The organism is Pseudoalteromonas sp. PS1M3 (assembly GCF_016865405.1).
GTDB classification, from domain to species: Bacteria; Pseudomonadota; Gammaproteobacteria; order Enterobacterales; family Alteromonadaceae; genus Pseudoalteromonas; species Pseudoalteromonas marina.
Map to the genome: position 1 here is coordinate 1,334,353 of NZ_AP022624.1, position 13,368 is coordinate 1,347,720.

General features: G+C 40.4%; 7 protein-coding genes. All 7 read left to right on the forward strand.

Annotation, left to right across the window (positions count from 1 at the left end):
- Nucleotides 1-129 precede the first annotated feature (129 nt).
- The 7 genes from recC (at nucleotide 130) to PS1M3_RS06200 (ending at nucleotide 13,359) form a co-directional block, all read left to right on the forward strand.
- Nucleotides 130-3,426: an exodeoxyribonuclease V subunit gamma gene (gene recC / locus PS1M3_RS06170; protein ID WP_203986771.1), complete on the forward strand. Its 3,297-nt coding sequence runs from the start codon at nucleotides 130-132 to the stop codon at nucleotides 3,424-3,426.
- Nucleotides 3,413-6,979, forward strand: a complete 3,567-nt coding sequence (recB, locus tag PS1M3_RS06175) for an exodeoxyribonuclease V subunit beta (protein WP_203986773.1) — start codon at nucleotides 3,413-3,415, stop codon at nucleotides 6,977-6,979. The genes recC and recB overlap by 14 nt, the downstream gene beginning before the upstream one ends.
- Nucleotides 6,976-8,991: an exodeoxyribonuclease V subunit alpha gene (gene recD, locus PS1M3_RS06180; protein ID WP_203986775.1), complete on the forward strand. Its 2,016-nt coding sequence runs from the start codon at nucleotides 6,976-6,978 to the stop codon at nucleotides 8,989-8,991. Before recB ends, recD begins: the two co-directional genes overlap by 4 nt.
- A 4-nt stretch (nucleotides 8,992-8,995) precedes the next feature.
- Entirely contained in the window at nucleotides 8,996-9,217 is a 222-nt protein-coding gene (locus PS1M3_RS06185; protein WP_203986777.1) for a hypothetical protein, read from the forward strand.
- Between the two features lie 243 nt (nucleotides 9,218-9,460).
- Complete coding sequence (locus PS1M3_RS20145; RefSeq protein WP_203986780.1) at nucleotides 9,461-10,783, forward strand: PAS domain-containing methyl-accepting chemotaxis protein; 1,323 nt, start codon at nucleotides 9,461-9,463, stop codon at nucleotides 10,781-10,783.
- A 398-nt stretch (nucleotides 10,784-11,181) separates the two neighbouring features.
- Nucleotides 11,182-12,249, forward strand: coding sequence for a hypothetical protein (locus PS1M3_RS06195; protein ID WP_203986782.1), 1,068 nt, complete (start codon nucleotides 11,182-11,184; stop codon nucleotides 12,247-12,249).
- A gap of 54 nt (nucleotides 12,250-12,303) precedes the next feature.
- Nucleotides 12,304-13,359, forward strand: coding sequence for a hypothetical protein (locus PS1M3_RS06200; RefSeq protein WP_203986784.1), 1,056 nt, complete (start codon nucleotides 12,304-12,306; stop codon nucleotides 13,357-13,359).
- Nucleotides 13,360-13,368 lie beyond the last annotated feature (9 nt).

Sequence of the window (13,368 nt, forward strand, 5' to 3'; positions counted from 1 at the left end):
TCTGTGCGTTTATTTTTTGTTTAACTACCTTCTAACTTGCTGTTTTATTAACGTCATTTTCCCCTTATTGCTACCCCTATAATTGAAAATATCTTACACTGGTTTTACTTCAAGTAAGGACAGTGTCGTATGCTCAATATTATTCAATCAAACCGTATGGAAGCCCTGCAGGCACAGTTTCATCAACTGTTAAAGGTAAGCCCATTGCAAAGCCCGTTCGATAAAGAAGTGGTGCTGGTGCAATCTCCGGGTATGTCGCAGTGGCTAAAAATTGGCTTGAGTGAGCATTTAGGTGTGGCTGCTCAGGTTGATTTTCCGTTGCCATCGAGTTTTATTTGGCAACTTTATCAGCAGCTATTACCTAATGTGCCTAAAGAGTCGGCCTTTAACAAACCTAACCTTGCATGGAAATTATTTTCAATTTTACCCACTTGTATTGACGAACCGCTTTATTTACCCCTAAAAACCTACTTAGAGGGCGATATTGATGGCCAAAAAACCTTTGCTCTATGTGAAAAAATAGCCGATGTGTACGATCAATACCTAATGTATCGACCGCATTGGATAGCAACTTGGGATAGTGGCAATGATGAACTTGATGACGTAGATGTCACCATTGCACCATGGCAGCCTGATTTATGGCGCCGAATTGTAAAATTAAGCAAAGCGCTAGGCCAAAGCCAATTTCACCGCGCAAATATGCAGGGGCAATTACTTGCTGCGTTGGAAAATATGGACAACAGCTTATTACCCAAACGCATTAGTTTATTTGGTATATCAGCCATTGCCAATTCTCAGCTTGATGTGTTTGAAGCATTGAGCAAAAAAACAGAGGTGTTTTTATTCTTTTTTAACCCGAGTGAGCATTACTGGGGTGACATAATTGACGAAAAAACAGCGGCTAAAATAAACGCTAAATACGCCAAAATGCCGCTAGTAGAAGCGCAGCAAAAAAAACAATCTAACCCAGATGAAGACTATTACTTTATAGGTAACCCACTTTTATCGTCGTGGGGGAAGTTAGGTCGCGATTATTTTGAACAGCTAGTGCAACTTGATGCCCGTTGGATTGATGGCTTTATAGATGCTTTTGACACTACCTTACTTGGGCAAGTACAAAGCGAAATTTATCAGCTTGCGTTTAAAGGGGAGTCGCTTACCGATAACAAAGAATGGTTTATAAACGATGAAGGTAAATTACCAGTAAGTGCAAACGATACCAGTATTACCCTTAGTGACTGCCATACACCGCTTAGAGAAGTTGAGCGATTACACGACTACTTACTTAATTTGTTTAACCAAAACCCTGCGCTTACCCCAAAAGACATTATTGTAATGATGCCCGATGTAGGCACATACAGCCCCTATATAGAAGCTGTATTTGGTGGTGCGCAAGGCAGCCGCTATATTCCCTACGCGTTAGCTGATTTAGCCATAGAGCAAGAGAAACCAGTACTAAGCTCGTTTGCCAGCTTAGCTAACTTACCGTTCTCGCGGTTTGGCGTATCAGATATTTTAGATTTACTCCAAGTAACTCAAATAGCTGAAAAGTTTGGCCTTGAAGCGCACGAGTACGAACAAATACAGTACTGGCTTGAACGCGTAGGTGTTAAATGGGGCATCAACGCCGAACATAAGCACAGTTTTGATTTACCCGCCATTGAACTAAATACATGGCAGCATGGTTTAAACCGTTTATTACTGGGTATTGCCATGCGCGACGAGCAATGCCCATTTAATGGTATTTACAGCGCCGACGAAGTAGAAGGAATGGCGCTTGATACGCTTAATAAGCTGGTAGACTTTATCGATGTGCTTCAAAACTTTAAAGCTAAGCTTACCCCCGATGACACCCTCACTAATAAGGCACAAATTTTAAGCGAGCTACTTGGCGCTGTTTACGAGAGTGAAAGCGACGACAGTTGGGATTTATTAGTGCTGCAAAAAGTGCTAGAAGATATTCAAAAGCACCACGATAACGGTGACTACAATCAAGCGGTGTCGCAGCGCATAGTTAGCTATTTAATAAAACAGGGTATACAAGAAAAAGGCGTCGGTCAGCGATTTTTAGTGGGGCAAGTAAATTTTTGTACGCTTATGCCCATGCGCGCCGTGCCATTTAAAGTAGTGTGCATGCTAGGTTTAAACGACGCTGACTACCCACGTAATGTGCAGCCTATTGGGTTTGATTTAGTACCACACTCTAAAAAACAAAAAGGTGACCGATCACGAAAATTAGATGACCGTTACCTATTTTTAGAGGCGCTACTTAGCGCCCGTGAAAATCTTTACATGAGCTATATTGGCCGTTCCTGCTTTGATAACCAACCTCGTATGCCATCAACCCTGGTGAGCGAGTTATTAGAATACATAGGGCGTAGTTTTACGCTGGGTGACGACTCATCTAAAGCATTACCGGCATGTTTGATTAGCCAGCAACACTTGCAACCGTTTAATAGCCACTACTACCAAGATAATAAAAATAGTACCGTGCTTAATGATCACAGTTATAACCCAATTTGGTTGCCAAATGAGCCCATATTACCAGAGCCAGTTACCGCACTTGATGTAAAACCACCTGAACAGTTAGAGCTTGATGTATTTATTCGCAGTGTTTGCAGCGCACAAGAGAGTTTTTACAATCAAACCTTGGGTTTACGTTTGCCGCAATTTAACGAAGTAGCAAAAGATGAAGAGCCATTTAGTATTGATGCGCTGCGCCGTTACTTTTATTTAGACGAAATATTAGAAGCCACAATTAACGATACGCCAATGAGTACTGAGCAAATTTTGCAACGCGGCGAGTTACCGCAAGCGAATGTGGGAAGTTTAGTTTTACAAAGCATGCAACACCGCGTTGACGCGCTTGCAGGGCAGGTGAAAGAGCAAATAAAAGCGGGTAAAAGTGAGCCTATAGAGGTGTCGTTTAATATTCAAGGAACACAAATTCAGGGCTGGCTTAACCATATTTTTATGCAAAAGCAGGTGTTTTACCGCAGCGCCAGTATTAAAGCCAAAGACATGATTAGGGGCTTTATTTATCACCTTGTGTCACAAAGTTTGGGGCATAACCTCGAAACTTTATTACTTGGGCTTGATAAACAAATTAGTTTTGCGCCTATGGGCAAAGCTGACGCTGATTTAATTTTGGCAGATTGGTTTGAATTATACAAAGCACTGCGCAAAGAGCCTGTGGCGTTTTATCCGGTAAGTGGGTACGAATACATAAAAACGGGTGGCGATATGGCAAAAGCGATGAATAAATTTAGTCCGCAATACATAGGCCGAGGTGAAGGTGAAAACCCCTACATTAGATTAACGGTGCAATCACTTAACGACTGCCAAGACGAGTTTATTAGCTGGAGCGAAAAGCTACTTACGCCGTTATATGAGCATGCTAAGGAGAGCGACCATGCAAGCGCTTAATCCACTTACTATGCCACTCAAAGGGCAAAGTTTAATAGAAGCCAGTGCCGGAACGGGTAAAACGTATACCATTACCGGGTTATATTTACGCTATTTACTTGGCATGCAAATACCGGGTGAGCTTAATGCTCCTTTAAGCGTAGAACAGATTTTGGTAGTAACGTTTACCGACGCTGCTACTCAAGAAATCAAAGATCGTGTGCGTAACCGTATTATTGCAGCCAGAGATGCATTACTTGGGCAAAACCCAAACGATGAGTTAATTGAAGGCGTAATTGCCGCAGTAGATGACAAACACAGCGCCTTTGATTTACTGGACGCTGCCGCAAAATCGATGGATGAAGCCGCTATATTTACGATTCATGGCTTTTGTCAGCGAATGTTAAAACAACATGCGTTTGAGTCGGGTGTGGCATTTAATTTAGAGTTTATTTTAGACGAGCGCGACATACTGCTCGAAACAATAAAAGACTTCTGGCGTTCGTTTGTTTATCCACTGAGTGAAGACAGAACCGATGCTATTTTAGATGTATTTTCAGCACCCGAGTCTTTATTTTCTCAAGTAGCCAGCATTTTAAATAAAGCCAATGCGCACATAACACCGCAAATAAACTTAGATGATGTATGGCAAGCTCGTGATGAATACCTAGCTCTCATCCCACAGTTTAAAAAAGATTGCCAAGAACACGCATTTACTGATGCTATTAAAGGCTCAGGCCTAAGTGGTGCTAAAACACCCGCTCGCAAAGCAAACCTTGCAGCGCTTGATGCATTTTGTGCAAGCGGTGACATGTTTTTTGAGTTTGGTACCAATAAGTATTCGTTTGAAATATGGAGTACCGAGAACTTAAGTGACACCACTAACTATAAAAAAAATCAGCCTTTGTTTACGCATCCATTATTAAGTCAGTTTGATACCTTATCAGCGCTTAACAACACCATGAACCAAGGTTTAAAAATAGCGTTGGTACAAGAAGCTGCACGCTGGGTAAAATCAGCCATTGTTAAGCGTAAGCAAGAGCAAAGTGTGATCACCCCCGACGACTTACTCACTAATTTATACACTGCACTTAATAATGAGCAAGGTGATGTGCTTGCGCAAAAAATTGCGCAGTTATTTCCGGTTGCTATGATAGATGAGTTTCAAGACACCGATCCGATTCAGTATGGTATTTTTAGTCAAATTTATGGCCAAGCCAATACTACACTTGCCATGATAGGCGATCCTAAACAAGCTATTTACGGTTTTAGAGGCGCAGATATATTTACGTATATAGGCGCAAAAAAGGCGGTAGACGAGCCTCAACAATTTACACTGGGCACTAATTTTCGCTCAAGCAGCGATATAGTAAACAGCGTAAATAGTTTATTTAGCAAACACGACAACAGTTTTATTTATAACGATGTGATTCCGTTTAATAAAGTGAGCGCTAAGGGTAAAAAAGCAGATGAATCGTTTTTAATTGATGGTAAACCGGCCAACGCCTTTGAATTTAACGTGTTTGTAGATGAAGCCGCCGATGAAAAAAATAAACCCACCAGTAAAGGATTAGGGCAAGCACACCTAGCCACTTACTTTGCGAATAAGATAGTCACTTTATTAGAACACGCTAAACAAGGCACAGCGTGCATAGGTAAAACGCCAATAAGTGCGGCAGACATATGTATTTTGGTGCGTGACCGCGTTGAAGCGCAAATAATGAAAAAGGCTTTGAGCGAGGCTAAAATTGCCAGTGTGTATCTATCCCGCGACAGCGTGTTTAGCCAAGAGTTAAGCCATCATTTACTTAATTTTTTAACTGCACTACATGGTCAATATGACGAGTCATTACTTCGTGGTGTGCTCGCAGGACCGTTATTTTGTTTAAGCTATAACGATGTATACGCACTTGCGGATAACGAAAACGCTTGGCAAGAGCACTTAAACTTTTTTGCTCAGCTTAGCCACATTTGGCATAAGCAAGGGGCAATGGCCATGCTTGAGCGATTACTAAGCCATAATCAGTTAAGTGCTAAATGGCAAGGTTTAGGCTACAACGTGGAGCGGTGGCTTACCGACTTTAGACACCTTGGTGAAATATTACAGCAAAAACAAATTGAGCTTGAAGGCACATTACGCCTACTGCGCTGGTTTGCGCAAAAGGTGAGTCAACAAGATGGCGAAACTGTTCAAGTACGTTTAGAAAGTGATGCCAACTTAGTTAAGATTGTGACAATGCATGCTTCAAAAGGGCTCGAATATCCATTGGTATTTATGCCGTTTGCCAGTGGTTATCGTGAAACTAAAGAAGCGCTTTATCATAAAAATGGCAAACTTATTTATGATTTAAGTAAGGATGAAGACGCACTCCAGCAGGCTGAAAAAGAGCGCTTAGCCGAAGATTTACGTTTATTGTATGTAGCGCTTACGCGCGCAGTGCATTTTTGTGCGCTGGGTGTTTATAACATAGGGCAAGGGCAAAGTAGTCGGTTAGCAATTCAAAGTAGTGCGCTTGGGCATGTGCTGTTCTCAGAGCTCGAAATTTCAAGCAGCCAAATATGGCGAACACATTTAAGTGAGTTTTGCGACAAGCACACATTTATGTGTTATCAACAATTTACCTCTGAAGAATTACGCCAACAGGGAACCTTACAGTTTGTTAATACCGAGGCTGCTCAGCAAATTCTGAGTGTAAACAATAGTAAGGCGCACATAGAACGAGATTGGCGTGCAACCAGCTTTAGTGCATTGAGTTTTAAAAAGCACAGCGATGAATTAGCCCCAGGGCGAAGCGATGAAGATCACGAGAAAGATGAGTTTGCCGTTCAACAAGACGAACTTCCTTCACCTTTTAGTTTTCCTAAAGGGGCAAAGCCAGGAAGCTGTTTACACGAAATTTTTGAACAAATTGATTTTACAAGTCCCGTTGTTCACCCCACAAACAGCGAGCAAAATTTGTCACAGGTAATTAAACGGGCCTTTGAAAAATATCACATTAGCGACACATGGCAGCCAATTGCCCAGCAGTGGGTGCTCGATGTACTAAATTGCCCATTGAATGCTCAAACTGATTTAAGTTTAAGTAAGCTAGCGCCCAGTGACTGCTTAGTCGAAATGGAATTTAATTTACCGCTGACTAGTTTAAGTGCCCCCAAGCTTAACGAAGTGCTCATTAAACACTTTGGCTTTGTGCAAAGTAAGCTGGATTTTTCTCATGTTAAAGGGCTTTTAAAAGGCTTTGTAGATTTAATATTTTGCTACCAAGGGAAATATTATATTTTAGATTATAAATCTAATTACTTAGGTAATACGCCTAAAGATTATGAACCCGAGCAGCTAGAGCAAGCCATGAGCAGCCATCAATACCATTTACAGTATTTAATATATACCGTAGCGCTGCATAGGCTATTAAAGCAACGCATTAGTGACTACTCAATTGAGCGTCACTTAGGGGGCGTGTATTACACCTTTTTACGTGGCATGCCAGCAGGGCAAGGTGTTTTCTTTAATCAATTGACACTAGAGCAAGTAACTATCTTAGATGGCTTATTTAGCCAAGGAGTCATGCTATGAGTGAGTTAAATCAACAGCCGGGTTTATTTGACGCGCTAGAAGACGACGTTGAACAAACGCCTTTAGCGTATGAGCAACAGGCAGAATCTAATAGCGTGGTTACTGAAGTGCCGTTACTGGATTATTTACTGGGTGAAAATAGAATACGCGTCGTTGATGTAAAACTTGCGCAGTTACTCTCAAATACGGATGAAAGAACACATAATGAGCTGTTTTATATTGTTTTATTGTTATGTATAGCCCAACAAAGCCAGCACAGTTGCTTAACTTTAAACACCATAGATTGGGCCAATCCGTTTAATTTACGTCAAAGCGACTTTAATAAAGTTGAAGGGAATATTCCCACTACGTATAGCCCATTTGTACAAGGGTTTAACCAACAAACCGCGTTAACCTACTTACAAAATCATCAAAGCGTTGGGGATGCCAAACCACTTCAGTTATTTGACCAACGCCTTTATTTTTCGCGTATGGCAGCTTACGAACACATACTTGCAGAGCGGCTATTAGCGATGAGTGAGCGAGCGCTTAATATTGATAGTCAAACTCTTACTACTTTATTACAACATTATTTCCCAGAGCCACCCGTGGCCGACGTTGACTGGCAAAAAGTGGCGTGCGCCATTGCAGCAACTAAAGGGTTTAGTGTAATAACCGGTGGGCCAGGAACAGGTAAAACAACCACAGTAACTAAGTTGCTGGCTATATTGCAATCGCTTTACAAAGCAGCGCCATTAAGCATAAAGCTGGTGGCACCGACGGGTAAAGCTGCGGCAAGGCTAAGTGAGTCTATTTTAGGGGCTAAAAATCAGCTAAGTAGTATACCCGACGATATAAAAGCGCTGATCCCTGATACTGCGCAAACTATTCATCGCTTATTGGGGGTAAAACCTTTTACTAATAAATTTAGACACAGTCAAAGCAACCCTCTGCACTTAGATGTGTTAATTATTGATGAAGCAAGCATGGTGGATTTATCGCTAATGGCGAAATTAATTGAAGCTTTGCCTGCTCATGCTCGATTAATACTGCTTGGTGATAAAGACCAACTTGCCTCGGTTGATACAGGCAGCGTTATGAGCGATTTGTGCCAAGGGCTAGCACTTGGGCGCACACCTAACTACTCAAAGCAGCGGTGTGATGAATTAAATGCGCTTTGTTTTAATGATCAGCCTACATTAATATCGCAGGGAAATAGCCTATTTAAACTAGCCGATTGCATTGCCTTTTTACAACGCAGTTACCGCTTTGACGCTAAAAGTGGCATAGGGCAACTGGCATTGGCAGTTAATACAAATAATAGTGGCTTATTAAATTATGTAGAGCAGGAAAGTGTTGAAGGGCGTTTTAGTGATGTTATTTTGGATTACGACTTTATAGGTAAACCAATAGAAAACCTAGTAAAGCGAGCAGCCAAACATTATGCACATTATTTAAATTTAATTGCCCAAGGTGAGAGTGTAGCCAAAGTGCATGCTGCGTTTGCAGGTTATCAATTACTGGCCGCAGTAAAAGAGGGAGACTACGGCGTTAATAGTTTGAACCAACGTATCGAACGCACCCTGCAGCAACAAGGGTTAATAAACGTAAACCCAAACCAGCGCCACTATAGTGGTATGCCCATAATGGTTAGCCAAAACGATTACCAATTAAAGCTCTTTAATGGCGATATTGGTATTTTAATGAATGATGAAGCTGGGCAGCTTAAGGCTATATTTATTGACGAGCAGGGCTGCACACGTGCATTTTCACCGGCCCGTTTACCCGCCCACGACAAGGTGTTTGCAATGACAATACATAAGTCTCAAGGGTCAGAATTTAGCTATACCGCAATGGTTTTACCGCCATTACAGCAGGCAAGTGTTGGGGTTAATCGCCAGCTTGTTTATACCGGAATTACCCGTGCTAAACATACTTTTGAGTTAGTTGCCGATAAAAAGGTACTGCAGTTAGCAATGAATAAAACTGTATCGCGCTCATCTGGTTTATATGAGCGGTTACAAGTGAAATAACCTTATGAAAACCTCATTTACAATAAATCGCATTACTACAAGTTCTGGCATATTTAGAGTAAAAGGGCTGTGGTGCACTCAACACGAAAACATCGATAGCGTAGAAATAACCTCGCTACAAATAATGGGAACAGACGGTTGGGTACGTATAAGTCACCAATATGAAGAAAACGCCCAGTGCATAGAAACGTTATTACCTGCACTATTACTGCATTTAAAAGCGTAAATGGGGCTTAAACAGTGATTTTAGTAAAATAGCCCATCGTAAAGTTTGACTTATATGGAGGCTATATTAAAGTAATAAATGGTCCCAAATGTGTGTTAAGTATTTACTTTACCATGTAAAAGTCTTGGTTTTGGTTGAACTTTAAGCAAATTATTTAACGCTAGGGCAAATTTCATTTATCACGTAGATAAATTAGCCTCTGCATTTATAAATTTCATACCTCGAGTATTAGTAAGGATATTAATGTTTTTTTCTAATAGTAAACAAAACGAAATAGCATCATTAAAAGCGGAGCTTTATCCCCTGCAACAAGTATGGGAAGGCCTTAATCGTGAAATGCTGGTGATTAATATCCTTTATGATGGGCGAATTTCCCACGCTAATGAACAGCTATTAAAAATGTTGGGTTATCGAGAAAATCATATTATTAATACACCAATTGTAGATATTATTTCTGAGCACTCTCAACACTCTGAAGAATATAAAAGCCTACAAAAAGCAATTAAAAAAGAGGGCCATTGGGGCGGTGCATTACAATTTATTCGCCAAGATGGCCAAGTTGAATGGTTGCGCTTAATTGTTCATCCTGTAAAAGGAGAGCAAGATCAGCTTTTGTATTTTTCTATTTTTTGTACCGTATTAACCAAAACAATTACTGCATCTCGTGAGCAAAGTGACACAATTAAAGCAATTTATCGTTCTATGGCGGTTATTGAATTTGATTTAGAGGGGCATGCTTTAAAAGCTAATCAGCAATTTTTAGACGCTATGAGCTATAAAGAAAAAGAAATATTAGGCCAACATCACCGTATTTTTTGTGAGCGAGAAGAGGCTGAATCACAAGAGTATCAGGCTTTTTGGTCAAAGCTCAGGCAAGGACAGTTTATTGCGTCTCGATTTAAGCGAGTAGATAAGCACGGCAATATTGTATGGTTAGAGGCCTCTTACAATCCTATTTCTAACGATGCCGGAAAGCTTTATAAAGTAATGAAGTTTGCGACTGTCATTACAGAGCAAGTAAATCGAGAAATTGCAATTTCGCAAGCAGCAGAAATTGCCTACAGCACCTCAACTCAAACAGATAAAAAAGCAGAGCAAGGCGCTGAAGTAGTTAAAGACACTGTGGCAGTAATGACAGAGCTTGCAATTAATATGGAACAAGCGGCCAGCGAAATCTCTGCATTGGATCAACAATCTCAACAAATAGCGAGCATTGTGCAAAGCATTAGCAGTATTGCTGAGCAAACTAATTTACTTGCACTCAATGCAGCTATTGAGGCCGCCCGTGCTGGTGAGCAAGGTCGGGGGTTTGCCGTTGTAGCAGACGAGGTTCGTTTACTCGCATCACGTACATCTAAAGCAACAGAGGAAATTGTTGAAGTTGTACAGCGTAACCAATCGCAAACCCAAAACACGGTTGATGTAATCGAAAAAGGGAAAGAAAAAGCAGAGCAAGGCTTAGCTTTATCTAAAGAGTCGGGCAATGTTATGAGTGAAATACAAAATGGTGCTCAAGAAGTTGTAAATGCTATAGGGCAATTTACAAGCGAGCTTAAAGGTCAATAAAGGCAGTTAAAAATTTTTGCCAAGGCTAAACCACGTTTAGGCTTGGCAAAATAGATTGCACTCCTCAGCTATACTTTTACAAACCCACCATATAATTCCAAAAAAGACAATTTTTAAATTATTGATTAAAAGCAAATTTTGTTTTGATCTTATATAAATGATAATAAATTGTTGCATTTTTGTTCTTTGTTCCTAATACTGGTCATTGTCTGGACTGATCAGTCATACTAATTTGCTTAACTAAGTACATTACCTAAGGCAGGTAAAATAGAGTTATAACTCGCTGATAGTAGAGTCAGGTTATTTTCTCTAATGCTTAATATTGCAGATAAGTAAAAAAAGACACTAATAATGAATACCTTAACAAATAATATTTAACACACACATTAAGGAATTTTATGAACAACACACACACACACAAGTGGATAAAACCTCAGCATATAGTGGGCGCATGCCTTGCTATGCTAATGAGTTTTTCAGCTGCAAGTAAAGATCACAAAATAATATTAATTCATGGTTTGCAGGTGTCTCAAATAACCAATAAATCAGGTAGCGACGTTGTAAATGATGGCGAAACATATTGGCAGTCGTATTGGAATAACAGAGCAGATGAACGAATTGATTGGCCTGCCTACGAGCGTGTTGAAGGTAAAATAGCAACAGATTGGGTTTGGCCTAAATTAAAGCAGTTATCTCGCTCAAACTTATGTGCTGATGGCTGTGTATTAGTGACACACTCTACTGGGGATTTAATTGCTCGCCATATTATTGATAACCAAGCAAACTGGTTAGAAAACGCAGGGCTTTCGCCACTTAATATTGTTGCTACATTTGATTTAGCCGGTGCTGGTGGCGGTAGTGAACTTGCTGATGTTGCTGTAAGCGCACTTACAGGTGCATCGTGGAATTTTGCTATAGATGCTGCACTTAGATGGTGGCTAGGAAGCGATGTTACCGAAGCGGTTGGCGTGTTACACGATTTAAAAGTAAATAATGCGCGTAAAATTTCTCCATTTCCAGATGCGCGTACACCTCGTTTACGTTTTATTGCCGACGGTAATGAATACTTAGGGATCACAGGCGCATTTTTAAAAGGTAATGATGATTCGGTTGTTGCGTCGCACTCATCATGCGGTGCAAGCTCAGCACGTTCATTTGGTAGCTGTAGCAGCAGTATTGATACTGATGGTCGATTAAAATCACAAAGTGATGCGGTAAATAGTTTTATGCCTAACCATTACCCTATGATGATGAGTGACAGCTACAGCCATAATGAAATTCATAATGCTCAGCGTAAAGGTAATGTAACCATTGCTATGAATAACATTAATGTCGACGGACAAAATGTTGGCTTTAATACATTTGATCAAACAACAGGGTCGTGGTTTTGGAAAAAGAACTACCGTTATATTAAAAATTCAAACACAACGAGTGCTTCTGCATTAATTTATAATGTGATCCCATAAACGTTAAATGTGCAGCTTAATTAAGCTGCACTTTTTATAAGGATTGAGCTATTAATGATAAAAAAAATCCTAGTAGTCGTTTCGGTAATGGCTTTACTGGCTTTATTAGTTTGGCCCTCTCAAGAAGAGGCTAAAGTTGAAGTCGCTGTTGTTAAGATAAAACAGCCTTTGCCCGCTGAAAGTAAATTAAACATACAAGCAACCACTGCAAACTTACCCGCTAAATCACCACCAAAACAAAAAGTAACAACAGATTATAATAGCAACTTAGCAAAAGCAGCAGAGCAGGTAGCTACTCAATACGAGCGTGCGCTTAAATATCCGCCATATTCACAACCATTGTCTGAATTTGATGAAGACCGTTTAAAACCTAATCAATTTTACCCTGTTGAAAGTCCAATAGACGACAAAGGAAATGCGGTTACAGTCAGCCTTAGTAAATATAGGTTTGTGTATCCAGAAGAAATAACATTAAAAGTCAGCGCAGGTGGCCTTAAAAATGTGAATGTAGAGCTTGCCAATACAGATACAAAAGAGACTGTAACAACCTATAAAAGTAATGCACGAGATGGCGAAGCCAATGTTATTTTTAAAGCTGAGGAAGACTATCCGCGAAATTTACAAATATTTGTTGAAGCAAATGTTGATGGAAAACAAATCCCTGTAGTGGCGCAAATTCAATATATGCCACCGAGTGCGACACTTATTGGTTTTGAGTCGGCATACCCACAAAGCGAAAACATGCTTATACCCGCCAATTTAAAAGTAGTAAAAAAGGGCTTGTACCGGATTAGGGCGAACCTTTTTACTGGCGACACACCACTTGCGCACTTGGTGAGTAAACAACGTTTAAGTGAAGGAAGCCAAACTATTGATTTAAAAGCGCACTGGTCAATTTTGCCGCAAGGCATGGCTGATATGCGTTTGAGTGGATTTGTAATTGAAAGGATGTCGCCAAGTCCTGGCGAGCGAAACAGTTTTGGTAATAGTGAAATTAGCCACTTTGATATAAATGACTTTCCTTTTGACAGTTTACAACAGCTGCCATACCAACCTAATGAGCAAGAAAAATTAAGCTTGGAATTTTTGAAAGGGTTAGCCGACGGTTAAACTAGTTTT

Excerpts from the sequence above, each read along its gene's own strand:
- recB (WP_203986773.1), top strand. The coding sequence starts at position 3,413 with ATGCAAGCGCTTAATCCACTTACTATGCCACTCAAAGGGCAAAGTTTA.
- recD (WP_203986775.1), top strand. The coding sequence starts at position 6,976 with ATGAGTGAGTTAAATCAACAGCCGGGTTTATTTGACGCGCTAGAAGAC.
- recC (WP_203986771.1), top strand. The coding sequence starts at position 130 with ATGCTCAATATTATTCAATCAAACCGTATGGAAGCCCTGCAGGCACAG.
- PS1M3_RS06195 (WP_203986782.1), top strand. The coding sequence starts at position 11,182 with ATGAACAACACACACACACACAAGTGGATAAAACCTCAGCATATAGTG.
- PS1M3_RS06200 (WP_203986784.1), top strand. The coding sequence starts at position 12,304 with ATGATAAAAAAAATCCTAGTAGTCGTTTCGGTAATGGCTTTACTGGCT.
- PS1M3_RS06185 (WP_203986777.1), top strand. The coding sequence starts at position 8,996 with ATGAAAACCTCATTTACAATAAATCGCATTACTACAAGTTCTGGCATA.
- PS1M3_RS20145 (WP_203986780.1), top strand. The coding sequence starts at position 9,461 with ATGTTTTTTTCTAATAGTAAACAAAACGAAATAGCATCATTAAAAGCG.